Here is a 25,758-nt window from a genome sequence, read left to right as displayed (position 1 = left end):
GTCCGATCCGGCAACCAGAACCTCCACAATCCGGCTATTTGCGCAGCTCAGCCTCAGTCGACTGCATGGCCACGTCCTCCACTGAAAGCCCTGACGACGCCGCCGCCGGATTCGCGCCCGGATCAGCAACTACCGCCAGCGACGCCACTCCCCGGGGCGGCAGCTGCCGTATTGCCGGGCAATCCTTTAGCGAACCTTTGCATGGCGCAATTGCGGCCACCGTGATCGAGTATGGGGTGTTTGTCGCGTTGGCTCTTCAGCCACATATGGCATTTTCTGCATGAAATTCCGGACTATCGAGACAATTGACCGGATGATCAACTGGCGGACATCGTTGCTCCACAAGGTGAAGTTCCATTCACCGAATATGGCAATTTGGCGATTTCGCGAAAAAGGGCCAACCAGGGATGAGAACCATGCTCCACGACAGAAGACGATCCAGACGGCTCGGAAGAACCATCGTGAGGAGATGGCGGAAGCTGGGGTTGCCCGGCGTGATCGTGCTCGCGGGGTCCCTGATAGCGGGGACCATGTCCCCTGCGGCCGCTGCCGACAAGCCGGCTGCCGCGCCGTCGAAGCCCGTGTCGTTCTCGTCGTCGCCCGAGGACGCCGCCGGGCCGGCGGCCGATGTGATGGTCAACGGCTGGGGTGACGGATCCGGTTACCACCTCGGGCTGGCCACCGGCGCCGGTGGCTATACCTGGCGGGAGCTGGCGGTACTGCGCCCGGCAGGTATCGACGACTCCTCGTGGACGGGCTATCAGTGTGTGTCCGGGGACGGCAAGTACGCCGCGGTCGCGATCCTGCCCGCCTCGTCGGTGAATCTGGCGGCAGCCCGGGATCACGGGGCGTTCGCTTACACGGTGGATCTGCGCAGCGGTGTGGTGAAGTCGGTGGCGACCGGTGTGGCCCTGAAGTACCACTCGCCGGGTTGCGGAACTGGTGATTCTGCGGAGTTCACGATCAACCCTGGTGACAACCAGCGTCGCACGCAGGTGCTGACGGTGGACATGCTCAAGGGCAAGATCGAGCACTCTGTCACCGTTGATGGCCAGGTCACCAGTGTGGTTCCCACCGAGCAGGGGCCGGTCGGTGTCCTGGGTGGTTCGCTGGTGCGGCTGCCGCGCAAGGGCTCAGCCACCGGCCGTCCGGTGGAAGTTGCAAAGACCGGTGGGCTGGCGTACGACCTGCGCCCGGAGGCCGGCGGGGGTGTGGACTTTGCCGTGCAGCTCGCCGCAGGTAAGTCGTCGCTGATCATGCGTGAGCGGTCCGGGAAGCTGACCAAGCTGGGTGAGGGCAAGCACTCTGATCTGCAGTTGCTGCAGGGCCGGGCTGGTCACGCGATCGCGGTCGGCGCTTCCAAGACGGTGGCGAAGTCGGGCCTGCGCAAGGTGAGCACGCACGGTCTGCCGAACGGCGCCACGGGTGTGTCTCTGGACGGCGGGGCGGTGATGGGCCTGGGTGCCAAGACCGACCAGTCCGCGCCGCTGATCCTGGCAAGCCGCAGCGGGAAGCTGCTCAAGCGGACGGCAGCCGGATCGTCGAAGCGACCGTCGACGTCCCTGCCCGCCCCAGCACCCAAGGCGCCGGGCGCCACATCCGTAGCAAAGTCCGCCTATGTCACAGGTTCCGCCTCGCAGGCGGCGTCGCCGGGTATCCAGCCCGCGTCGCTGCGTACCGCGACGGCGGACACGACGGCCGCCGCGCCCGCCACGTTGACCGCTGCCTCCTCGACGACCCCGAAGTGTGCGGTGGGGCGTAACGAGGAGAACCGGCAGGTCATGCAGCCGGGCACCGCGCAGGTGTCGTGGGCGGCGCAGATGGCCGAGCAGGGGCTGTTGACGGGTTCCGCTTATCAGCGGCCGTCGAACTACGCGAACCTGGGCCTGGTCGCCTACTCGCCCAACGGCGACTTCGCCAAGGTGGCCCTCAAGCACCCGGCCGGCGATTCCTGGGATTCGGTTCCGCGCTCGGTGTACCAGGCGATCGTGGCGCAGGAGTCCAACTACAGCCAGGCGTCCTGGCACGCGCTGCCCGGCATCCCCGGCAACCCGCTGATCGCCGACTACTACGGTGCCGGTGGCCTGATCACCAAGATGGACTACGCCAAGGCCGACTGCGGCTACGGACTGGGCCAGGTCACCACCGGCATGGCCAACGGCGACACGAGCTACTCCGCGCACGGCCAGTGGAAGATCGCCACGGACTACCAGGAGAACATGGCCGCCGGCCTGCAGATCCTGGAGCGCACCTGGAACCAGCTCTACGACGCGGGGATCACCGTCAACGGCGGTGACCCGAAGTACCTGGAGAACTGGTACTTCGCCGCCTGGGCCTACAACTCCGGCATCCAGCCGACCGCCGCGTTCGGCAACACCACCGGCTGCACCCCGGGCCCCGACTGCACCGGAGCCGACGGCACGTGGGGCCTGGGCTGGGCCAACAACCCCCGCAACCCCGACTACCCGCCCACTCGCGCTCCGTATCTGCGTGACTCGTACGCGGACGCCTCGCACCCGGCGAGCTGGCCCTACCAGGAGCGGATCATGGGCTGGATCGGCCAGCCGATCCTGCGGTTCAACGAGCCCGCGTACGCCAAGCCGGACTATCACGGCGGCAAGACCTGGCTGCAGATCCCGCCCGTGGACGCTTTCTGCACCAGCGACAACCTGTGCGACCCGACCGGTGCGCAGAACTCCGACTACTGCTCCCTGTCGGACTACGAGTGCTGGTGGCACCAGCCCGTTACCTTCATATCCGACTGCTCCACCACCTGCGCCACCAGTAGCTACACCGCAGGCGCCGGGTCCAGCGAACCCGCGGTCGTCAAGCCGCACCCGCATCCGCCGTCCTGCTCGCTGGACACCACCCATGTGCACGACGAGGGACACGGCTCACCCATCATCGTGGACGAGTCGCAGAGCCAGCCACCGCTGAACCTCGTCGGCTGCGGATCGTCCAACTGGTCGCAGGGCGGCACGTTTACGTACTCGCCCGGCACCAACAGCGCCGGTGATCCGATCGGGTCGCTCGACACCCACCAGCTCGGAGTCGGCTTCGGCGGCCACATCCTGTTCACCCACACCGAAGACGGCTCCAACCCGGCCGAGATCGACACCGGCACCTGGGCACCGAGCCTGCCGAAGCTGCAGTACTACAAGATCAAGCTGCACTTCCCGTCCACCGCGGCAAGCGCGACCAACGTCGTCTACACCATCAACCCGGGCGGCGGGGCGAGCCCGTGGAAGATCCGGGTGAACCAGAACTGGGGCACCGAGGAATGGGTCACCATCGGCACCTTCGCGATGGAGGACGGCGCCACGATCAAACTCACCAACAAGAGTGAGATCACCGGTTCCGGGAACATCAACTACGCGGACTACGACGTCGCTTACGACGCGGCAGCGTTCATCCCGGAGGGCGGCACCCCGGGGAAGCCGATCGGCGGCCCGCCCGGTGTGAAGGACGCCCCCAAGGGCAGCAATCCGTCCTGGGTGCAGTGTGGTTGCGTGCGGCGCACCGCGGGCGACCCGGTCGACACGAGCACCGGCTACTTCGGTGACACCTTCACTGACCTGTCGACGCCCGGCCGCGGCATGCCGCTGGACTTCACCCGCAGCTACGCATCGGCGATGGCCAGCCCCGACGGCCCGAACGCCGCGCTCGCCGAGAACGGCCCGTTCGGCTGGGGGTGGACGTACTCCTACAACCTGAGCACCAGCACCGACTCGGCCAGCGGGGATGTCACCGTCAAGCAGGAGGACGGCTCCCAGGTCACCTTCACCAACTCCTCAGGGGTCTATACACCCAGTGCCCCGCGCTATGACGCGACGTTGACCAAGTCCGGCTCGAACTACATCTTCACCCGCAAGTCGAAGGAGATCTTCACCTTCGACAGCGTAAGCGGACATCTGACCGAAGAGACCGATCTGGTCGGCAGCAAGGCCAGCCCGTCGTACGCCACGAAACTGGCCTACGACACCGACGGCCACCTGCACACGATCACTGACCCGGGCGGCCGCGTCTACACACTGGCCTGGACCGGGAGCCACATCACCGCCCTGACGGACTCGGCAGGCCGCAAGGTCACCTACGGCTACGACGCCAGCGACAATCTCACCGACGTCTATGGCGTGGGCACCACCCGCACGCCAAGCCTCAAGGACGACGACCACGCCCAGTACACGTACACGGCCGCGCACCTGATGAAGGCGATGCGCAAGCCGGTCCAGTACGGCAGCACCGCCACGCCGGCACCGGTCACGTCGATGACGTACGACACCGCGGAGCGGGTGGTCACGCAGACCGATCCGACGGGGAAGACCACCGGTTTCGCCTTCGGCCCCAACCTCGATACGGGCCTCACCGCGGGGCAGACCCTGGTCACCGACCCGGCCGACCACAAGATCCTCTACACCTATGCCGACGGCATGCTGCAGTCGGAAACTCGTGGCTACGGAACAACCGAAGCCGGAACGTGGACGTACACCTACGACCCGATCAGCCTCGGCGTCACCTCCGTCAGTGACCCCGACGGCAATCTGCAGACCTACGCCTACGACGACCACGGCAATCAGATCTCCGCCGGAGACGCCCGCGGCTTCACCACCAGCCATGTCTACGACGACAAAGACAACCTGATCACCACCATCGACCCGTCCGGCCTGCGTACCGACTACGCCTACGACGAGAGTGGGCATATCGCTGCTTCCGGAACCGGGTTCGGACTGCTGACCAGCACCACCCAGCAGCCTGCGGACGGCAGCGCGTCGACCCGTACCACCAGCGTCTACTACGACGACACCGCCCACCCGGGAGACGCCACCCGTAGCGTCGACCCGCGGGATAACACCAGCAAGACCGCGTACGACACGGCAGGCGACGTCACCAGCACCACCGACGCGGAGGGCGACAAGACCCAGTACGGCTACGACACCGACCGCGGTCTGCTGACGTCCACGGTCTCCCCGGCAGGCACCGCAGCGGGCATCACAACCACCTGCAAGCCGCCGGCCAGGGGTTGCACCACATACGGGTACGACGGATGGGGCAACCGGACCACGACCACAGACCCACTCGGCCACACCACCGAAGCGGCCTACGACGCCAACGGCAACAGGACGTCTACCACCGACGGCAACAACAAGAAGACCGCCTACGGCTACGACGCCGCCGACCAGAACACCACCGTCACACGGCCCGATGCCAGCGTCCTGAAGACCGCCTACAACGCAGACGGCACGGTCGCGAAAACCACGGACGGTGCGGGCGCCGACACCACCTACGGCTACGACGCCCAGGGCCGCCAGACCACCAGGACCGACCCCTCGAACCACACGACCACATCGGCATACGACGCCGCAGGCAACCTCACAAAGGTCACCGACCCCTCAGACCGCACCACCACCTACACCTACGACCCCGCAGGCAACGCCACCACGGTCGACTACTCCGACAGCGCCACACCCGATGTCACCAACATCGAATACGATGCCGCAGGTCGGCGCACCTCGATGACAGACGGCACCGGCACCAGCACTTGGAGCTATAATACCTTCGGTGAACTGACCGCCCAGGCCAACGGAGCCGATAGCACAGTCGGCTACAGCTACGACGACGCCGGGAACGCAACCTCCGTCAGCTACCCGGGCAGTACGACACACAACGTCACCCGGACGTTCGACAAGGCCAACCGGCTCAGCGGCGTCAAGGACTGGAACAACAAGTCCACAACGTTCGGCTACAGTGCCGACGGTCAGTGGAAGAAGACCACGTACCCCAACGGCACAGCCGCGGTCACCGAATTCAACGACGCGGGACAGGCCACCTCCGACACCCTGAGCGGCGGATCGGGAACCCTCGCCTCCCTGACCTACACCCGCGACAACGCTGGACAGCTCAGCACGGACACCCCCACCGGGGTCCCCGGAAGCGCGCAGACCTACCAGTACACGCCGAACGAGCAGCTGGAATCGGCCACTTCCGGAACAAACACCACATCGTTCGCTTACGACGCGGCCGACAACGCCGTCCAGGTCGGCGACAGCGGTCAGTCCTTCAATCCGGCCAACCAGCTGTGCTGGTCCACGACCAGCACCATGCCCACCAACCCGGCCTGCGCCAGCGCACCCTCCGGGGCCACCACTTACACCTACGACGCCCAGGGCAACCGCACCAAGAGCACCCAAGCCGGCACCGCCACCAGCTACACGTACAACCAGGCCGACCAGCTCACCGCAGTGACCGCAGGGGCCACCAACGCCGCCTACACCTACGACGGCACCGGCCTACGCGCCTCCAAGACCATCGGCGCCACCACGTCATCCTTCACATGGGACGTCGGACAAATCCCCAACCTGCTCTCCGACGGAACCACCGACTATCTCTACGGACCTGGCGATCTGCCCGTCGAACAGATCGCATCAGACGGAACCCACTGGTACTTCCACGACCAACTGGGATCCACACGGGCGCTGACCAACAGCAATGGGACGGTCGACTGCACCTACGACTACACCCCATACGGTGCGGTCCTCGGCCACACCGGAACCGCGTCAACTCCGATGCAGTACACCGGCCAGTACACCGACACGGAGACCGGCCTCGTCTACCTCCGCGCCCGCTACTACGACCCGACCACCGCACAATTCCTCACCGTCGACCCAGCAGTGGAGCAAACGCTCAGCGCATACGGATACACCACGAACAATCCGCTCAATCTAATAGACCCGACTGGTCTGTGGAGCCTGGGCGGATTCATTCACAAGCACGCGGCTGTCATCTCACACATCAACGCCATTGCTACCGCGGTGACGGGCGTCGCGGCACTGGCGGGAACGGTGTGCACTGTGCTCACATCGGGCGCGTGTGCCCCGGTAGCGGCAGCGGTCTTCTGGACTAGCTACGCCGTGATGATGACCACGCAGGTTGCCCTCAACTACGACAAGTGCGCCTACGGTAGCGGCTGGGACTGTACGGAATCCACGGCCATTACGGTGGGTTCCGCAACAGCTGGTGGCACCGTGGGAGCGGTCACTAAGTTCAGAGGCTTGCTGCCCGTCCGGATGGAACAGACAGTCAACAATATCCGGAAGATCTGCGGTTTGTAGACCGAGACGAGGCGGCGCCCCGGAGCATCATGTACGGGGCGCCGCCGTCGTCGCAGCTGTATCAGCGGCAACACGACGAGCAACAGAAGGAAGAGAATCAGCATGCCTCCATCATGTCGGGACGCGTCCGCACGGCCCGATTTCCGTTTCCTTTTCCTTCCGCTCTTCCCCTTCATGGCGCTGCTCCTGTTCCGCGCCATGGTCGAAAACGACATGATGTTGCGCATCGCTTGGGTTCTTCTGGCGGCAGCAATGGTGACGGTGCCATTCGTGCTATCCCGTGCCTTTCTGGTCTCACTCGAGGACGGTCAGATCACCATCCGCAAAGGCTGGACAACCCGCAGACTACGAGCGGCGGACCTTGAGGCTGTGGAAGTGGACCGAATTCAGAAACGAGGCCAAAGTTACGTGGTCCTCTTTCGGCAGCGCAACGCGCCAGAGGCCAAGTTTGCGCTCACCGCCATCAGTGCTGACGAAAGACGGCGCCTCATGGAGGCGATCCGCCAGTCGGTTGATTCTGGCGTGCTCCGGGACAGTGAGGCGCTGCGCGAAGCCTTGCGGTAAAGCGCCGGTGAACCGTCACGATCGACGCAACTGTTCAGGGGTGCCCTGGCCTGTTGCTCGTGGTGCGGGTGGGACTGCGCCGAATCCTCGCTCTATCTTGGAGTCGATGTGGCGACGTTCGGCGGTACATCCTGGGCGACAGGCAAGCTCCCAGGAATGCGGTCCGCGCCCATCGACCCGCTGATCAGCAATCTGAGGAAGATTTGCGGAGGGTGAGCATGCGACAGAGAGAGGAAGGTCCGTTGTCACTGAGAGAACACCGTGAACCGGACCTTGTCGTCCGGCCTGCCCTCCGGTTCAGTCTGGTGCTAGTTGCACCCGGACTGCTGCTTCTGCTGCCACGGGTGGCTCTCAGCCACGGTGTCCAAGGGCGGTTGTTGTGGGGCGGTCCGGCTGCCGCACTGCTGGCGATACCGCTGCTGACCAGACTGATGCAGATCAAGCTGGGGCAGGAGGGTGTTGCGGTGCGTCTCCGCGGACGTACGTCGCAGATCCTCTGGACCGAACTCGCCTCGGTGTCGGTTACCGTCCGCAGCACAGAACGGTCGAAAAACGCCGGTCTGCTCGTGCTGGAAGGAACCCAGGGTCAGCGAATGGAAATGCCGCTGCTGTTGGTCTGCCTGTCCGACCGGCAACGGCTGCTGTCCGCCCTGGAGCGGCGAACGGCGCCGGGCACGCTCCACGGCGACGGCGAACAGTAGAGGAGTTACGAGGAAACGGGGAGCGGAGGTTGGATGGCCACCTCCGCTCTCCCCCCGGCGGTGCGACGCGATGTATGCGCCGCTGGGTGACCTCTCATGGGATCTGTGAAGTGACTGCAGGGCAAATCGTCAAGCGCCTCCTTCGAAGCGGCCGCGGCCTGCTCGTGACGCTGGTTATCTTCGACGTGCTCGTGGCGTGGACGGCTGTGGCGCTGCTGCCGCCCAGCTATCTGATGGTCGCGGGGGCACCCGCGGTTGTGGTGAACGCGCTCCTGATCACTCGCTGGAGCGGATCCGCGCGATAGCGGGGGGCTCGACCGCGTCGTTCAGCCAGCCACATCTCGGGTTGTCGACACGGGGACGGAGGCGCGGAGTAGCGAAACCACTGGGGCGGTCTCGATCATGGGCCCAGTCCGTAGGTGCCGCCCGCATCCCACACGAACACCTGCAGCCAGCATGCATCCGCCCGGAACCGGCAGAGACGCCACGTAAAATTCACCCCAGACGGCGGGTCAGTTCTCTGTCAGTAGTTGCCGGACGACGTATCCGGCGGAGTCCACGCCGGATCGGCCGCCTTCGACCAGGGCCGCTACGGCGATGCGGGAGTCGTACGCGGTCAGCCAGCCGTTGGTGTGGTCGCCCTCCTCCGCGGTGCCTGTCTTGGCGCCCACCCCTGGGAGACCGCCGAGGCGCGGGGCGGCGGTGCCGCTGGTGGCCACGCTGCGCATCATCGACTGCAGGTAGCCGGCCGTGCGGGACGAGATCGGCCGGGGCGCGGTGTCCTGGTGCTGGCCCGGCAGGATGACCGGCTGCTTGAAGCCGCCGTCTCGCACGGTCGCTGCCACGGATGCCATGAACAGTGGTGTGGCCGTGACCTTGCCCTGGCTGATGAACTGGGCCGCCTGGTCGCCGCCCTGGACGTCTGCCGGGATGCTCGGGTCGGTGGTGGCGACCCTGCCACCGATCGACCAGCTGCCCATGCCGAAGACATTAACCGCCTCGTCGTGCAGCGCGGAGGCGTCCCCGTCATGTACGAGGTGGTGGAAACCGTCCTTGATGAAGGAGGTGTTGCACGACACAGTGAATGCCTGGGCGATCGAGGAATTGGCGTTCGCTCGCACCCCGGAGTCGATGTGGAACGTCTGGCTGTTGGCCGTCAGCGAGTCCGTACACGGGGCGGCGATCGCGAGGAGGTGGCCGGTCTGCCAGTCGAGTGCCACCGTCCCAGCAGGCTTCTCCTGAAGATGAGTGCTCTTCACCGCGCGCTCGTCCACGGCCTGGAGGCGCGCGTCGATAGTGGTTCTGATCGTCGCGGCCCGACCCTTGGAGAAGACCTGCAACGTCTTGGCACCGTCACCGGCGGCATTGACCACGGCTACGCCGCTGCCGGTGTTGCCGCCCTCGGGGGTGGCGTTCTTGCGGATCGTCGCCGTGATCTCCCGCAGCGAAAGGAAGCCGGACAGGTCCGTCTTTCCGTCGCTCGCGACCACCTTCGCTGGGACGGCGTCTGCGGGGAGCTTGCCCGCCGACAGCGACTGGTCGTCGCCAGGCCGGGTAGAGCACCGATTGTTCCAGTGCACCGCCAGCTGGCCGTCCGTGCTCTGCAGTACCGCTACCGCACTCGGGTAGGTCCAGGTGCCGCCCGCAACCTGGGCAGTGACGCTGAAGGTGACCTTGGTGGCGCCCGATGTCACCGCCGACGGGCCGGCCGAGGTCACCTGGCCGAACGATAGCTTCTTCAGGTGCAGACCGTCCGTGTACCCCTGCAGCGCCTGCGCGGCGCGTCGGTGTCGCTCGCAGCACCGTCCAGGTGTTTCTGCGCCCAGTCATCCAGGAATGTCCGGGCCAGCTTGACGGCCTTGGCATCCGACGGCGGTGAACTCGACACCGCCGCCGGGTCGAAGCTGCGCCCCGCCCCGGGATGACCGCCGCCCGTCCCCCCGGAGGACAGCCCATGTGCAAGGTTGTACGCGCCGAATCCCCCGAGGACGAGCAGCGCGGTACCCGTACCGGCGATGCCGACCTTCACCGCTTTGTTCATTCGACGGATCGTATATTTGTGCCTGCCATCTACACGCGGGCTCCCCGAAACCGTTACCAGACCGTCAGGTCGGTCCTCGGCGCAGAGCTGCCGCCACACGCTGCCATTCTGACCGGCACCTCCTACGTACTGGCCCACGCCAAGGCCCAGGCCGAACGCGCCGAGGTGCGTGGGAGGTGCCTCTCACGCGGCGCGTGTGACCTGCTGTCGATCTGTACGCTCCCCACGGGAGGTGAACATGGTCGATGCAGTGATCCTGGGGGTGGGCGGTCTCGGCTGCGCGGCTTTGGGCTTGTGGTTCATCAGGCGGCAGCACCGTCGGCACAACGGCACCCGTGCTGGTTGGGGCGCGATGGCACTCGGGCTGAGTCTGATCATTCGCGCGGCCGGCTTCCTGGTCGGGAGCCGTCAGCCGTTTGGCTTGATCCTTGCCCTCTTCTTCGCAGGATTCAGCGTTGGCGGATATCTCCTGTTGGCGGGCGACCGTGAAAAGCGCCGGAACGGCCTGGGCGGCCGAAAACGCCGGAAGCTGCCTGCGCTGCCCCCATGACGAGTGGATACCGGTCGGTGGGTCGGACGGGCGCTGGCGAACCGGACAGGACCAGCGCCCGCCGGCCCATACGCGCGGGGGCCCTTGGCGAAGGCCACTGCACATAGCCGGAGACCCGCCTGTGGGTGCCAGCGCTGTCCGTGCTGGAAGCCGATCGCGAGCATGTGGGGATCGCCGAGCACGTCGGAGAGCTGGAAGTCATCCACGCCGCCGGCCTGGACTACCCAGTCATGCTCGCGGGAGCACAGCTGCAGCGCGACGATGTGCGCCCCTGGGGGTCGGCGCCGCGATCCACTCGGCCAGACACCTGCCTGAGTGGGGCGCGGACGCCCTGATCGCCACAGGGTGCCCAAAGGCGTACGAGGGACGCGATCCCGAACTCGACCGAGTCGCGCCTACCAGCCGCGACGCCGTACGGAGATCTGTCGGCAGGAGGTGCCTCAGGTTGGCTGAGCGAGTCAGCGGCTGTCAGGGTGCCGACCGGTTGATACGCGACGCTCGCCAGGCCGCAAGTCCGCAGGGCTTCCGTCGTGGCCGTCCGGTGCTCGGCGGTGTACTTCAGCGCATCGATGGACATGGCATCGTCGGGGCAGGATTCACGTCGTCGTTCCGTTGATGGTTACAGCCAGTCGTTGATTCGTTGAGTGGGAGTATCAAGATTGCTCACTGAGCGTCGGCATCAGCGCTGCTCACCTGGCGTGGATTCCAGCGTTCCTGCAGCACGCAGTGCTCATGGCCGCGCGGATCCTAGATCCACGTGGTCACCGCGGACGCCGAGCACCTGCCCGCCGGCATCGTGCCGGAAGGCGGCTTCGACGCCATCCTGGTCACCGTCGACACCTGGGACCTGCCCTGGATCGACGCTCTCACCGACGGCGGACGCCTCGTCGCGCCGCTGCGCCTGCACGGGTACCACTGGGCGATCGGCTTCACCAAGCGCGACGGGGCACTACTCAGCGACGAGCCGCTCATTGTCTGCGGGTTCGTCGCCATGCAGGGTGACGGCGCCTGGAACGCGAACCGGCGCAGCGTCCCCGGCACCGGCGTCCACCTGTCTTGGGAGGACGGCGCCCCGCTGCCCGTCGACCAGCTCGCCCCCGCCCTCACCCGCGAACCGACCGTGGCGCACACCACCCACGTCACCGTCGGCGGCCAGGAACCCTTCGACGGCCTCACCCTCTACCTGGCCGGCGCCCTGCCCGGCTTCTGCCGCCTTGCGGTCGACCCCGACGGCGACAACGGGGTCCTGAACCCGCCGCCCAAGCACTGGCCCGGCGCCGCGATCGTCCGCGGTGCCTCCCTCGCGCGGCTGGCCACCAAGCGCATCTCCGACGGAGACGACGGCAACGGCCTGTACGAGTTCGTCGTCCACGGCTACGGTCCCCACGGCCACCTGGCCGCGAAGGAGATGGCCGAGCAGGTCCAGCACTGGCAGCGCAACCACCGCGCCGCCCTCTGCCCGCGCATCACCATCCGCCCCCTGGACGACAACAGCCCCACGACCGCGACCGGTGCTCCGCACGTGTTCGTCAAGAAGCACACCCTCGTCGCGATCGACTGGCCGACGATTCCCGGTACCGCGGCCCTGCTTACCGACGACGAGGGCCGCTACCTGCTCCACCTTCGCTCGGCGCACAAACCGATCTGGCGCCCGGGACACTGGGCCCTGCTCGGCGGACACACCGAGATGGGCGAGACCTGCGACGAAGCCATCGCCCGGGAACTCGATGAGGAGATCGGACTGGTCATCCCGGACCTGACCGGCTTCGTCACGCTGGACACGCTGGATGCCAGCGGGGCCTTCAAGGGCCGCGTGCGCGTCTACCACGGCACGCTGAACACCCCCGCGCACGAGATCGAACTCCGCGAGGGCATCCAGCTTCGCTGGACCCGTATCGAGGAAATCGACGAGATGACCATGGACCCCGGCGCCGCCGCGGTCCTGCACGCCCACCACAACGCGGACCAGCCCGGTGGGCGCCAGGACGCAACGCTTCCTGTGGTGGAAGTCCGCGAGCCGCGCGATCACCGCAGCCGCAGCATCGTCGGCGCCCACCTCGTCCTCCTCCGTGACGGAGCCGTCCTTCTGGGCAAGCGCCACCCGGACAGTGCCTTCGCCCCCTCGACCTGGCACCTTCCCGCCGGCCACCGCGAAGACATGGAATCCGCCGTCACCTGCATGGTCCGGGAAGCGGAGGAAGAGACCGGACTCCGCATCCCGCAGAGCGACTTGTCACTCGTCCACGTCCTCGACCTGCTCGACCCCGGGAGCACTGTCCCGCGCATGGGGCTGTTCTTCGCGCCCTCCCGCTGGGAGGGCGAGCCTGTCGTACGCGAACCCGAGTGCTGCACCGAGTGGTGCTGGTGGCCGCTGGATGCGCTGCCCGAGCCCATCGTCGAGTACACGCGCGTCGCCTTGGAGGCCATCTCCAACGGCACCTTCTACGTCCCCATGGGCTGGTCCTGACGGGGTCTGCATCCGGACGACCGGCTTGGCGGCACTCTCAGCGGCTGCGCTGCACTGCCGTCGCCAGAACCGCTACCGAGAAGGGTGTGCCTTCGCAGATGTTCACCACGCAGGACGAAGAGGACCGCGGAAACGCCGAAGGGCGCCGCACGCCGTCGAGCACGCACGACGAGGAGGAAGCTGCGCCCCAGCGCCAGCACCACTTCCACCTCATGGGCCGCTACTACGGGCAGGTGGAGTCGGGACGCAAGACAATCGAGGTCCGCGTCGCCACGCCGGAGAAGGCGGCCGTCGAGGTGGGGGACGCCGTCGTCTTCCACGACCGGGACAGCGACCGGGAACTCGACATCATCGTGAAGCGGATCACTCCGTACGCCTCGTTCGAGGCTCTGCTCAGCGCGGAGGATGCCACCCGTATCGACCCGGACGGAGCGCGCGAGGACCTCCTGCTCAACCTCCGCGCCATCTACCCGCCGGCCAAGGAGGCGCTCGGCCCCCTCGCCTTCGAGTTCGACCACCGCCCTGCCCGGCCCGGCCGCCCCATGCCGATAATGCCCTCGCAGTACGCGCAGACCGTCCCCCACCACACGGTGTACGGCTGCCTGTACGTCCGGGACGAGCACGACCGGCCGGTACAGCTGCGCTCGGTCTACGGCTCGCGGCTCTGGCAGTTCCCGGGCGGAAACCTCGACGCGCAAGGGGAAGATCCGCTCCAGACCGCCCGGCGTGAAGCGGTCGAGGAGACCGGCCTCGAACTCGGCCTGGAGGCACCGAGGCTGCTCCTGACGCACTTCCTGCACGCCGGGCCCCACATGCCGCTGAACAAGGTGGGTCTCATCTTCGACGGAGGCCGGCTGACCGCAGACCAGCTTCGCCGGATCCGTCTCGATTCCGCCGAGCACGACATGTGGGCCGTGCACGACATGGCCGACTGGCAGGAGTTGATGGCGCCCCGCGCCTTCGCCCGTCTCGACGCCATCGAACGAGCCCGGGGCGGCGAGGGCCCCGCCTACCTCATCACGCACACCTGATCCGCATCACGCCCACCGAGGAGGCATCGTGCCCGTCGAGGACATCAACACCCACGCCTGGAAGGTCTACGGCCAGCGTCAACTGGCCCGCGCCTACGCGCCGCCCATTCCCGACCAGATGTCCTGGGCGCCCTGGGAGGGAGTCGGGCCGGGAGGTGAAGTCCTTGGCGACATCACCGGCCGCCGCGTCCTGGACATCGGTTCCGGGGCCGGCCACCACGCCGTCCATCTCGCCCAGGCTCACGGCGCTCGCGTCACCGGAATCGAGCTGTCCCCGACCCAGCACGAACGCGCCGCCTCCAGCCACGCGGACGTTGAGGGCGTGGAGTTCACACAAGGGGATGTAGCCGAGTACCTGGCCGGGGCCGAGCCGTTCGACGCCGCGTACGCCATCGGCACGCTGGGGTTCATCGACCCGCACCGTGCGCTGCCGGCGCTGCGCGACGGACTGCGTCCCGACGCGCCGCTGATCCTCTCGCTCCTGCACACCGACCTGCACGGCCGCGGGCCGTCCACGGAGGTGGCACCGCGCGAGCAGATGATTCTGCTGCGTGACGATCCGCCCTTGCCGACTCAGATGTGGGTCTTGGCGCCGCAGCTGTGGGAGGACCTGCTCCCGGAGTACGGCTTCCGCGTCGAGGCCATCGACCTGCTGCACCACCCTGACGAGAACGCCCCGGTCATCCAGCAGCTCATCCGCGCCCGCCGCCTGCCCGACCGGCCGGCACGGGTTGCCAGCCGCCCCCGCAGCACCAGACCGCCAATGTCGCACGCGGCCGTCGGTGTCGGAGCAATCCTCCTCAGCGAGCAAGGACTCCTGCTGGGCCGCCACCGCCGCGGCACCCTCGAACTGCCCGGCGGAACCGTCGAGGCCGGAGAGTCCTTCGAAGCCGCGGTGGTCCGCGAAGTCGGCGAGGAGACCGGTCTGATCGCCCGCCCCGGCGACGTCAGGCTCCTGGGCACGCTCGTCGACCACATCGAAGGCGTCCTACGGGTCACCGTCGGCGCGCTCGTCCACGCCTGGCGGGGACAGCCGGCCACACAGCCGGACGAAAGCGTCGGCGACTGGGCCTGGCACCCTCTCGATCAGCTTCCCGACGGCCTGTTCGTGTGCAGCGCCCAGATCCTCACCGCCTGGCGTCCCGACCTGCCCATCGACCACACCCCCGCACACTTCACGCCCTTCACCCACGGCACACCGACCACGACGACGGTGGACGGCCTGGCATGACAGCCAACGCAGACTCGAGTCTGTGGCGCCACCGCGACTTCCGCCTCTACTGGACGGGCCAGGCCAGCGACGTGCTGGGCTCCTCGCTCAGCTCCGTCGCCATCCCCCTGGTCGCGGTCGTGAGCCTGCACGCCACGACGTGGCAGGCCGCCGTCCTGGCGGCCGTGCAGAAGACGCCGCCCCTGCTGTTCTCGCTGCCGGCCGGTGCCTGGTGCGACCGCGTCCGCAAACGGCCCCTGATGATGACGACGAGCCCGGCCTGCGCGGCAGCGATGGGATCGATCCCCCTGGCCGCCTCCTTCGGCAGGCTGACCCTGATGCAGCTGTGGGTAGCGGCGTTCGTCGTCGGCTCCTGCCACGTCGTGGGCATGGCCGCGAGCCTGTCCTCCATCCCGCATCTCCTGCCGTCACACCGGCTCATGGAGGCCAACGCCAAACTGGCCAGCGCAAACACACTGGCCGACATCGGCGGCCCGGCCCTCGCCGGAGCCCTGATCGGCGTGATCGGCGCTGCCCGCGCGGTCGCCGCAGACGCGGTCTCCTACCTAGTCACCGCCTGGTGCACCCTGCGCATCCTCAGCCCCGAGACCGTGCCGGAGCAGCGCACCGCAAAACGGAGCGTGCGCAGCGAGATCCGGGCCGGCCTCGCCTACACCTGGCGACATCCCGTCATCGGCCCGCTCGTGACCACGAACGCGATCACCTCCACCGTCCTCGCCGGCACCAACGCCATCTGGGTCGTGTACCTGATTGTTCCCGCTTAGCGACGGTGTTGCTTACTGCCGAATGCCCCACCTGACCTGCTTGTTTGTGTGTTGCACTCAGCTGAGTTGCATTGATACTCATCGGCCATGCACCAATCGACGTACTCATCAGCAGGGTGGGAGTCCTGGGGACTTGCCTTCAGGCCGGCGATCCCGGAGGGGATGCCGCTGCTGTTCGACGACGACCTCCTCTTCGAGGACAGCAACGGCATCCGTCCCACAACCGTGATCAACTGCTGGGCTTGCGAGCTGCCGGCGAATGGATGCCCATCGCCGAATTCGTGGCCCTACTACGTGCGTACGGTGCGTGAGTGGCTGGAGTTCATATCCGAGCACGGAGTCGCCCTGTTCGACACGCGGCGTCGTCTGAAGGCGGCGTTGGGCGCGTACTCCGTCTATCGAGCTCAGGGCCCCATCAAGCATCGCTTCGAGGCATCTACGTGGAACCAGAACATGGGGATTCTGGCGGGGTTCTACAAGTGGGCGAAGGATGAGGAGTACGCCGACTCCGAGCCGTTCACGTACCGGCAGGCGGTTTGGGCGTTCAAGGGGCAAGTCCGTCGCGGGCGGGTCAACCAGTCACGGCGGCGCCAGGCCAAGCCTCATGTGACGATCAAGTATCTCGACGACGACTTCACGGACATGTTCCTGAAGGGGTTGGCGGGTCTGGGCCCCGCGGGGGAGCGGGATCTGCGGTACAGAGGGCGGGAGTTGGCCCGGAACTCGGCGGTCGGTCGAATGATCGTCTCCAGCGGGCTACGCAGCCAGGAGTACACGTATCTGCTGGCCTGCGAGGTGCCCGCGCTTCCTTCGCGACGGACTGCGGTGCCGGTGTCGTTTCCGGTCCCTTCCGGAATCACCAAGGGAGGCACGTACCGCGAGTCGTGGATCGATTACGACGTGCTGGCTGAGCTGCACTCCTACATCGCTCTCGCCCGGGCGGCGGCGACGTTCGGATCGTCGTGGCGTCCGCCGGCCCGCTGGGGGGAGCCGCTGTTCGTGACGGACGCCGACCAGCGGGGAGGGCGGGTTAACGGGGTCCGTGTGCAGTGGAGTTCGCTCGGCCCTGGCGAACGGCGGCGTCTGGTCGCTCCGGAGGGCGGTTCGATGCTGCTGTCGGTGTGGGGCCAGGGACGCCCGTTCACCGGATGGGCCACGGTCTTCGCCAGGACCGCGGATCGCATCCGCGAGCGCTACGAACCGCGTTTCCCGCACGTCAATCCGCACCGGCTGCGTCACACCATGGCCATGGCGACCATGGCTCGGCTGATGCGTGGCTGGTACGAGCAGGCTGCTCGGCAGGTCCGCGACACTGATGACGATGCCGCCCTGGCGCAATACCTGCGGACCCAGGAACCGCTGCTGATTCTGCGCGATCTGCTCGGCCATTCCAGTTCGTTGACCACGGAAGCGTACCTCCACCGTCTGGACGTGCTCCGCCTGTTCACGTCCCTGTACCGGCGGGTCGGCAAGGAGTACGGCCTGCTGGACGAGGAGGTCGAGCTGGAGCTCGAGACTGAGTTCGACGACGAACTGGCGGTGCTCTGATGCCGGCGGTCGTCACGCTTGACCCCCTGGGCGTGCACTGCATCTTCAGTGACGGGTCGGAGTACCTCCGCCCCCTGCGTGTGCGGCGAGCAGTGGAGGTCCCTGGGCTGGCACGCACTCTGCTGGAAGGCGTTACGGACCTTGTCCATCCGCACGGACAGGTCGACAGCCCGGGAGGTATCGATCTCTACCTCACGGCCGTCCGCGCCTTTACCGACTGGCTGGTCGAGTTCGGGTTCACCGGCGAGGCATCCGATCTGACGCGCGCGCTCCTCGCCCGGTACTGGCGCCAAGGGGTGCGATCCTCCCAGGAGAGCGCGCTGCGGGCGATGCTGCGTTGCGCCGACGACCAGGATCAGATTCTGGCGCCGGACGTGCGCGCGTTCGTCGACGGCCGGCTGTTCAACACGGGTGAGAGGTACGGCTCGCACCAGCCGTACAGCGAGGCGGAATGGGCCCGGCTCATCCGTACCTGCCGGGACGAGGTCGATGCTGCCTTCCGCACGTTCTGCGCGGCCCGTGACCAGGCTTCGGCAGGTGACGGGCCAGGGCCCTCGCTTCGTGAGCGCACTGCCCATCACTGGCTGGTGCTTCACAACGGGCCCGACCCTCTCGTCAACGAGATGGCAGAGCACGGTTCCTTCCCCTTCCGGCAGAGATACGGGGTGGGGCTTCGCGCGGTGCTGGATCCGCTGATCCCGACCCTGGACGTGATGATCGCCTACCAGCTGTTGTTCGGCGCCTACACCGGGGTCGTGCCGGACGGGATCGCGGACCTGGGACTCGACGACATCGAGTGGGCGGGTGACGAGAAGATCCTCCTCAGCTATGTCAAGGGCCGCACTGCGGCGGAGAGCCTTGCTCTGTCCCGTCAGGCCACTCGCCTGCTGGAACAGCGGCTCGATCACTCCGCGGTGGCCCGCCGTTTCGCGCTCGAGGAATTGCGCCGCGAGCTCTGGGTGCGTTTCGCGCCGGGCGGCACACGGGCGGGAGAGCGATGGCTGGCCAAGCCGGCGACGCGCGCGTCCGTACGCGCCTGGGTCGAGCGGCGGCAGGCCGTCGACAAGGACGGGCGCCCCGTGCAGATGACCGGCGACGACGGTCTCCCCCTGGCCCTTCACCTGCACCGCATCCGTACTACCCACGACGCGTTGCAAGACCGGTCGCACTGGCGCGGCAGCCGCCGGGCCACGCTGGATCCGAACCGGTCCCCCGGTGTCGAGGGGGACCACTACCTGACGAACACGACGCCGGCTCAGCGCGAGGCGGTGGAAGACATCATGGCCGAGGCCCAGGAGGACCTCGTGCGCCGGGCCCTGCCGCCCTTGGTGCTGGCAGGCGCCGAGATGGCCGACCTGGTGGAGAACTATCCCGAGCATATGAAGCGGCTCGGCCTGGACGACGACGCCTTGGCGCAGCTGCTGTCCGGGGAACGCGATGTGTTCACCGCGGCATGTGGAGACCAGTTGTCGGGGCTGCACGGGCCGAAGGGCAAGCCCTGCCCGGCACGCCCGTGGGTGTGCCTGCTGTGCCCGCTGGCCTTGTTCGCGCCCCGCCATCTGCCGAACCTGTTGAGACTGCGGGCGTTCTTCTCTCGCCAGTGGCAGCAGATGACCACCGCCGAGTTCATCCCCGTCTTCGGCCCGTACGCCCACCGTCTCGACGAGATCCTGACCCCCGACCGGCACTTCTCCGAGGACGCGCTGCGCACAGCGGCTGCCGAGGTCACCGACTCCGATGTCGAGCTTCCCCTGCGGCCTGAGGAGCACACCGTATGACCACCCTGCACCACCCCACGACCCCTTCGGCTGCCTTTCCACACTCCGTCTTTGGAGGTGAAGACGTGTGCGCTGCGGCCGGTCTGCCTGTCTACGGCGCGGGCCCTCATCCTCAATTCGACGAGAACGTCTGGGACTTCGCCGGTGTCATCGGACTGCCCCGGTATCTTGCCCGGCACGCGCGGATCTTGTCTTTCATCGAGATCCTCAATCCCCGGTGGAGGGCACTCGCAAAGGAGTTCATCTTCGCCCGGCTCGCTCCGGACCATCCTGCTGTGCGGGAACTTACCCATGCCTACCGGACGCCGGTGCTGATGGCCACGGTGAACGGGCGGCTGACCCGGCTGACCGGCTGGCTGAACTGGCTCACCGAACAGGGCGTGGACAACCTCGGGGACGTCACCCAGCAGCACTGCGCCGCCTATCTGGAGTTTCGCAAGAAGGTGCGGGACAAGCACGGCGTCGTCATCCGCGACAGCAGTCCCGGCTACCGCATGGAAGTCGTGGCGGTCATCCAGGAACTGGGCTATTACACCGAATTGTTCTCCGTCGGCGGCTATGCGCCCACCTTCCGTCCGTGGGGGCGGCGCACGGCGTACTCGGTCGCTGGAATGGTCCGCCAGAGGGGCAACAAGACACCGCCGCTGAGCAACGACGTCTTCCAGCCGCTCGTCGCGGCAGCCCTGTATGTGGTGGAGGTGCTGGCGCCGCACGTCGTTGAACTCCAGCAGCAGTTGCAGGAGATGATTCCGAACCGGCCGGGCCGCAACAGCAAGCGTCCGGGCTGGAAGGTTGAGGTCGGGCAGGCGATCGACCGCCACGTGCAGGAGGGCGATCCGTTCGATGTCGCCCTCGACCATGTCGTAGCCGAGCGGCTGGCGTACGGCTGGGCTCCGGACGATCCGCTGCTGCGGGTCAACCTGATCTCCCTAGCCCATGAGACTGGACGGCACGCCTTCTACTCCACGTGGCTGCCCGCCCTGCGCGGCCGTCTCGAAGAGGCAGTGAGGGACGTCGGCGTGGCCAAACGCTGGGGCCGGGCTGCTGCCCTGGTAGAGCGCGCCGACGGACGGGGCAGCGTCCCCTGGACCCCGCCCATGAACACCACCGAGGCCCGAGTGCAGCTCTCCCGGGCCCGCACCGCCTGTGTCATCGCGCTCGCCGCACTGACGGGAATGCGTAAGAGCGAACTGGCCGAGCTGACCCCCGACTGCCGTCAGCCGCCTGAACAGCTCGGCGAGGGGCGCCTCCGCTATCGCTTGAAAGGCAAGGTCATCAAGGGCCGAAAGCTGGGTGGTGAACACGATCAGTGGGTGACCATCAAACAGGCGTACGACACGGCCGGTGTCGCAGCCTCGCTCGCCGATCCTGTGAAGAACAGCGGCCATCTGTTCAAGTCACTCTCTTTCTACACCCCGTACGAGTGGTTCCTGACCTGGGTCAATGGCCCCGAGGGGCGGCGGCTTGGTCTGGCGCCGATCCCCGAGGAGCCGGTCAGCCTGCGGATGCTCCGTCGCACCCTCGCGGTGGAAATGGCGCACCGGCCCGGTGGTCTGCTTGCCGCCAAGATTCACCTCAAGCACATCTCCGTGGTCACCACCGAGGGCTATGCCGACCGCCCTGGTGGAGCCCAGTCGGTGCTATTGGCAGAGTTCGGCCACGAGGAGCGAGAGGCCAAGATGCGCATCGCCCTCGATGCCTTCCACGACTACCAGAACGGCATCCGGCCTGCCGGGCCCGGCGCCAGCGACCTCCTGGACTTCTTCGCGTTCGTCGACGAACAGTTGGATTCGTCCGGGGCGCCGAACATCAAGCGCAGCGATCAGGAGGTGACGAACCTGCTCGCCAAGCGGGCAAAGGCTCTGCATCTGGGGCCGGCGAACTACTGCTGGTTCCTCGACCCGTCCAAGGCGCTGTGCCTCAAGCTCGCCGGGGCCCACGCCCGCGGGGCGACGGAACCCCTGATCGGGATGTGCGATTCGGCACGGTGCCCCCAAGCCACCCACCATGCCGGGCACCGCCCGGTGTGGGCGGCCAGCGCGGAGAGCAAGAAGGTCTTCATCGCCACCATCGGGCGCGCACAGCGGACGGAGAAGGCCCGGCTGTGTGCGGAACTCGCCCGCGATGAACGGGTGTTGTCCGAAATCGACGCCAATCCCGGAACGGGGGCATGACGTGGCCCGCATCAGCGACGAAACCCGACGGGAAAACGAGGCGGCCATCCGGCACGTCATGGACCGGCTCCTTGCCGGTGAGGTTCCCACGGGCAGCAAGTGCGACATCAAAACCCTCGCGGCCCAAGCCGAGGTCGCCCGCACCGGCTTCTATCCCAAGAAGAACCGCGACGGCTCGCCGCGGCCAGGCCCCTACCAACACCTGGCGCAGGAGTTCGAGCGCAGGCTAGCCGAGCTCCGGGAAACGGGTGTGATCCCGGACCCGCGGGCTGCGCAGATCGAGCGCCTCAAAGAACAGGTCTCCGGACTGAAGGAGCGCCTCGCCGCGCGTGACGTGCAGATCGACGGTCTCACCGACTTCAGGGAGCGGGCACTGTCGCAGATCGCCGCCCAGCGGATGGAGATCGAGCGACTTCGCGGTACCTTGGCCGCGCCGTCGAATGTCTCGGCCCTGCCGAACAGTTCCAGACCGAGTGCGCCGTACGGATCGTGTAGCTGACTGCCACCTCTGGCCTCGGTGCCTGCGTAGCTTGCGACGCTTGGGGCGGGGCGCGCGGCGAAGACTGCCGGGCACCCCGCCCCCGCGTTGCCGAGTGATCTCCTCGCTTTGGAATAAGGGCGCGCACCTTGTCCAAGGCGATCCCGAACTCTCCTGTCCCCCAGCACGTAGGGCCGATAGCAGGATCAACGACGCGGACGGGTAGCGAGCACGAGGAGAGCGGCGGCTGCCGACACAGCGGCGAGCAGCACGAAGAGGTGCGGATATCCGCCGAGTGGTCCGGCAAGGGCTGCGCCAGCGAACGGGGCGAGGGCGCTCGCGATGGTGGCGGGGGCCGCGAGGACGGCGGAGAGACTGCCGTAGTGGGTGGTGCCCCAGCGGTCGGTGACGGCGGTGGCCTGGAGGAGAGTGAGGTTGCCTCGGACGACTCCGGCCAGGACGGCGAGCAGGACCAGAAGCGGGATCGGGCCGGAGGTGAGGCCGAGTGCCAGTGTGGTGATTCCTCCGGCGGCGATCAGGGCCATAGTGCGTGTCGTGACGCCCGTGCGGCGCGTGAGGGTCGCGTAGAGGGTGCGGCCGAGGGTCTGGCCGGCGCCCCCGAGTCCTAGTGCCCAGGCGGCCGTCGTCGCGTCCGCGCCGCGTGCGGTCAGCAGTGGGACGAGGCCGATGACGACGGCGTACAAGGCGAACCCGGACAGCGTGAAGGCGGCGGCCAGGAGGAGAAAGGGGCGGCTTCGGGCGATCCCGTCGCGGCCCTCGTGCAGGTGCGCGGGCTGGGGAGGAGGCGCGGGCCAGGGGGCGCGCAGAGCGAGGGCGTGGGCGGGGATGGTGATGGCGGCGAGGATCGCCGCGAGCACGGCGTATGTCGCACGCCAGCTCATGTGATCGGCCAAGGTCGCGGTCAACGGGGCAAAGACCGTGGAGGCCAGGCCCCCCGCCAGGGTGACCGTCGTCAGGGCGCGGATCCTGTCCGGGCCCCACCAGCGGGTCAGTGCGGCGAAGGCGGGCTGGTAGAAGGTGGCGGCCATGGCGACTCCGGCGAGGAGCCAGGCGGCGACGAAGCCCGTCAGGTTCGGGGTGGCGGCAACGGCGAGTAGGGCCACCGTGGCGAGGATCGAGCCGAAGGTCATCACCGCGTGCGGGCCGCGCCGGTCGAGGATCCGGCCCACTGGTATCCCGGCTGCCGCGGAGACCAGCAGAGCGGCGGAGAACGCGGCCGGGGTGGCGGTGGTTGGCCAGCCGGTGTCGGCGGTGATGCGGGCGTTGAGGACCGGGAAGGCGTAGTAGACGATTCCCCAGCTGGTGATCTGGGTCGCGCAGAGGGCGGGCAGGGCGGCGCGAGGCCGCGACCGGTCCCCGGTTCCGGTCGCGGCCTGGCTGGTGTGTAGGTCAGTCATCCGGCGATCAGCAGCAGCCAGTTGCGGCGACCGGTTCGTTCGCGCCGGTGTCGACCGGCGCCGGGCCGGCGCAGCAGGTGCTGCCCTGTTGCTTGGCCAGGTTGTCGGCGTCGGCCTTGACGACGTACACCTCCCAGGGTTCCTGGCCGGGGCCGTGGACCCAGACCTTGTCCTGGAGGGCGTAACAACAGGTGGTGTCGTTCTCCTCGTCGGTGGTGAGGCCGGCCTCGCCCAGGCGGGCGGTGGCGGCGTGGACCGCCTCGGTCGTCTCGACCTCGACGCCGAGGTGGTCCATGCGGGTCGCCTCGTCCGCCGTTCCTTCGATCAGGACGAGCTTGAGCGGAGGCTCGGCGATGGCGAAGTTGGCGTAGCCGTCGCGGAGTTTGGCGGGCTCGGTGCCGAACAACTGGCTGTAGAAGGCGACCGAGGCGTTGAGGTCGGGAACGCGGAGCGCGAGCTGTACGCGAGACATGACGAACCTCCGTGTATGGGTGCAGAGTTCAGCAGCCGCCGGAGGAGACCGGGGCGCCGATGCCGATCTGGATGGTGGCGGGGGCGGCGCAGCAGCCGCCGCCGTCGCCAGCCTGCGCCGCCTCGGGCTCGTCGAACAGACCCGCGCCGCCGCACACGCCTGTATCCGGGAGAGTCAGCTCGACGCGCTCGGCGGCCTCACGGTCGCCGGCGATCGCGGCGGCGATGGAGCGGACCTGCTCGTAGCCGGTCATCGCGAGGAAGGTGGGCGCGCGGCCGTAGGACTTCATCCCGACGAGGTAGACGTCCTGCTCCGGGTGGGAGAGCTCGTTGACGCCGTGCGGGTAGACGGTGCCGCACGAGTGCTGGTTGGGGTCGATGAGCGGGGCCAGGGCGGTCGGGGCCTGGAGGCGCTCGTCGAGGCCGAGGCGGAGCTCGGAGAGGAAGGAGAGGTCGGGGCGCAGGCCGGTCAGGACGATGACCTCGTCGACCGGGTCGAGGCGGCGGCCGTCCTCGCCGACGAGGACCAGTCGGCCGTCGTCGTTGCGCTCGATGGCGTCGGTGCGGAAGCCGGTGACCGCGTCGGCGTGGCCGTCGTCGACGGCGGCCTTGGCGGCGAGGCCGAGGGCACCGCGGGCGGGGAGCTGGTCGGCGGTGCCGCCGCCGAAGGTGGAGCCGGAGATGCCGCGGCGCAGGATCCACACGCCCTTGGTGCCGGTGCCGTCGTCGGACGTGGCGAGGTCGGCGAGGTAGGCGAGCGCGGTGAAGGCGGAGGCGCCGGAGCCGATGACCGCGGTGCGCTTGCCCGCGTAGCGGGCGCGGACGGCGGGGTCCTTGAGGTCCGGGACGCGGTAGGTGATCCGGTCGGAGGCGGCCTTCTCTCCGAGGGCCGGGAGGCCGCTGGCGCCGGCCGGGCTGGGGGTGGTCCAGGTGCCGGAGGCGTCGATCACCGCGCGGGCGAACAGCCGCTCCTCGTGGCCGTCCGGGTGGGCGATGTGGATGACGAACGGCTGGGCCTCGCGGTCGGCGTCCACGATCCGGTCCCGGCCCGCACGCGAGACGCCGGTGACGGTGGCACCGAAGCGCACCTGCTCGCCGAGGACGTCGGCGAGCGGCTGCAGGTACGCCTCGGCCCAGTCCCCGCCCGAGGGATAGGTGGCACTGTCCGGCTTCACCCAGCCGGTGGGGGCCAGCAGCTTCTCGGCGGCCGGGTCGGTGACCTCGCCCCAGGTGGAGAACAGCCGCACGTGCGCCCACTCGCGCACCGCCGCGCCGGCGACCGGGCCGGCCTCCAGGACCAGCGGGGTGAGGCCACGGTCGACCAGGTGGGCGGCGGCCGCGAGTCCGGCGGGACCGGCTCCGATCACGACGACGGGCAGCTCGGTGGTGACAGGCGCGTTCACGGTCGACTCCTCGGTGTTTCGACATCCGTC

The 25,758-nt window shown here is 67.9% G+C and carries 18 protein-coding genes; 13 read left to right on the top strand and 5 right to left on the bottom strand.

Annotation, left to right across the window (positions count from 1 at the left end):
• The first annotated feature begins 530 nt into the window (after positions 1-530).
• The 4 genes from OG507_RS32805 to OG507_RS32790 all read left to right on the top strand — a co-directional run bounded on the left by OG507_RS32805 (position 531) and on the right by OG507_RS32790 (position 8,679).
• Positions 531-7,109 carry an RHS repeat-associated core domain-containing protein gene (locus tag OG507_RS32805; RefSeq protein ID WP_327370726.1) on the top strand — a complete coding sequence of 2,193 codons (6,579 nt, stop codon included), beginning with the start codon at positions 531-533 and terminating at the stop codon, positions 7,107-7,109.
• A 174-nt stretch (positions 7,110-7,283) separates the two neighbouring features.
• Positions 7,284-7,673 carry a hypothetical protein gene (locus tag OG507_RS32800; protein WP_327370725.1) on the top strand — a complete coding sequence of 130 codons (390 nt, stop codon included), beginning with the start codon at positions 7,284-7,286 and terminating at the stop codon, positions 7,671-7,673.
• Positions 7,674-8,017: 344 nt separating this feature from the next.
• Complete coding sequence (locus OG507_RS32795) at positions 8,018-8,374, top strand: hypothetical protein (RefSeq protein WP_327370724.1); 357 nt, start codon at positions 8,018-8,020, stop codon at positions 8,372-8,374.
• Between the two features lie 110 nt (positions 8,375-8,484).
• Positions 8,485-8,679, top strand: coding sequence for a hypothetical protein (locus tag OG507_RS32790; protein ID WP_327370723.1), 195 nt, complete (start codon positions 8,485-8,487; stop codon positions 8,677-8,679).
• 207 nt (positions 8,680-8,886) lie between these two features.
• On the opposite strand, the gene OG507_RS32785 is transcribed toward OG507_RS32790, so the two are convergent.
• Entirely contained in the window at positions 8,887-10,092 is a 1,206-nt protein-coding gene (locus OG507_RS32785; protein ID WP_327370722.1) for a penicillin-binding transpeptidase domain-containing protein, read from the bottom strand.
• A 20-nt stretch (positions 10,093-10,112) separates the two neighbouring features.
• The gene (locus OG507_RS32780; RefSeq protein WP_327370721.1) at positions 10,113-10,415 is read right to left on the bottom strand and encodes a hypothetical protein; all 303 of its coding nucleotides are present in this window, start codon (positions 10,413-10,415) and stop codon (positions 10,113-10,115) included.
• Positions 10,416-10,653: 238 nt separating this feature from the next.
• Between OG507_RS32780 and OG507_RS32775 the strand changes: the two genes are divergently transcribed.
• The 9 genes from OG507_RS32775 (at position 10,654) to OG507_RS32735 (ending at position 22,457) form a co-directional block, all read left to right on the top strand.
• Positions 10,654-10,965 carry a hypothetical protein gene (locus OG507_RS32775; protein WP_327370720.1) on the top strand — a complete coding sequence of 104 codons (312 nt, stop codon included), beginning with the start codon at positions 10,654-10,656 and terminating at the stop codon, positions 10,963-10,965.
• A gap of 757 nt (positions 10,966-11,722) precedes the next feature.
• Complete coding sequence (locus OG507_RS32770) at positions 11,723-13,432, top strand: NUDIX domain-containing protein (protein WP_327370719.1); 1,710 nt, start codon at positions 11,723-11,725, stop codon at positions 13,430-13,432.
• 86 nt (positions 13,433-13,518) lie between these two features.
• The gene (locus OG507_RS32765) at positions 13,519-14,463 is read left to right on the top strand and encodes an NUDIX domain-containing protein (RefSeq protein ID WP_327370718.1); all 945 of its coding nucleotides are present in this window, start codon (positions 13,519-13,521) and stop codon (positions 14,461-14,463) included.
• Positions 14,464-14,491: 28 nt separating this feature from the next.
• Positions 14,492-15,694, top strand: a complete 1,203-nt coding sequence (locus OG507_RS32760) for a bifunctional class I SAM-dependent methyltransferase/NUDIX hydrolase (protein ID WP_327370717.1) — start codon at positions 14,492-14,494, stop codon at positions 15,692-15,694.
• A complete protein-coding gene (locus tag OG507_RS32755; RefSeq protein WP_327370716.1) occupies positions 15,691-16,458 on the top strand; it encodes an MFS transporter in 768 nt (255 codons plus the stop codon). The genes OG507_RS32760 and OG507_RS32755 overlap by 4 nt, the downstream gene beginning before the upstream one ends.
• Before the next feature lie 162 nt (positions 16,459-16,620).
• Complete coding sequence (locus OG507_RS32750) at positions 16,621-18,006, top strand: site-specific integrase (RefSeq protein ID WP_327372177.1); 1,386 nt, start codon at positions 16,621-16,623, stop codon at positions 18,004-18,006.
• The gene (locus tag OG507_RS32745) at positions 18,006-19,784 is read left to right on the top strand and encodes a hypothetical protein (protein ID WP_327370715.1); all 1,779 of its coding nucleotides are present in this window, start codon (positions 18,006-18,008) and stop codon (positions 19,782-19,784) included. The genes OG507_RS32750 and OG507_RS32745 overlap by 1 nt, the downstream gene beginning before the upstream one ends.
• A gap of 65 nt (positions 19,785-19,849) precedes the next feature.
• Positions 19,850-21,958, top strand: a complete 2,109-nt coding sequence (locus OG507_RS32740; RefSeq protein WP_327370714.1) for a site-specific integrase — start codon at positions 19,850-19,852, stop codon at positions 21,956-21,958.
• Position 21,959: 1 nt separating this feature from the next.
• Entirely contained in the window at positions 21,960-22,457 is a 498-nt protein-coding gene (locus OG507_RS32735) for a hypothetical protein (RefSeq protein WP_327370713.1), read from the top strand.
• Between the two features lie 185 nt (positions 22,458-22,642).
• Here the strand turns inward: OG507_RS32735 and OG507_RS32730 are convergent, their stop codons facing one another.
• The 3 genes from OG507_RS32730 to OG507_RS32720 are packed head-to-tail and all read right to left on the bottom strand — an operon-like array spanning position 22,643 to position 25,728.
• Entirely contained in the window at positions 22,643-23,854 is a 1,212-nt protein-coding gene (locus tag OG507_RS32730; protein ID WP_327370712.1) for an MFS transporter, read from the bottom strand.
• A gap of 7 nt (positions 23,855-23,861) precedes the next feature.
• Positions 23,862-24,326 carry an ArsI/CadI family heavy metal resistance metalloenzyme gene (locus OG507_RS32725; RefSeq protein ID WP_327370711.1) on the bottom strand — a complete coding sequence of 155 codons (465 nt, stop codon included), beginning with the start codon at positions 24,324-24,326 and terminating at the stop codon, positions 23,862-23,864.
• Between the two features lie 28 nt (positions 24,327-24,354).
• Entirely contained in the window at positions 24,355-25,728 is a 1,374-nt protein-coding gene (locus tag OG507_RS32720) for an NAD(P)-binding domain-containing protein (protein ID WP_327370710.1), read from the bottom strand.
• Positions 25,729-25,758 lie beyond the last annotated feature (30 nt).

The organism is Streptomyces sp. NBC_01217 (assembly GCF_035994185.1).
Lineage (GTDB): Bacteria > Actinomycetota > Actinomycetes > Streptomycetales > Streptomycetaceae > Streptomyces.
This window is presented reverse-complemented; position numbering and strand designations above follow the sequence as displayed.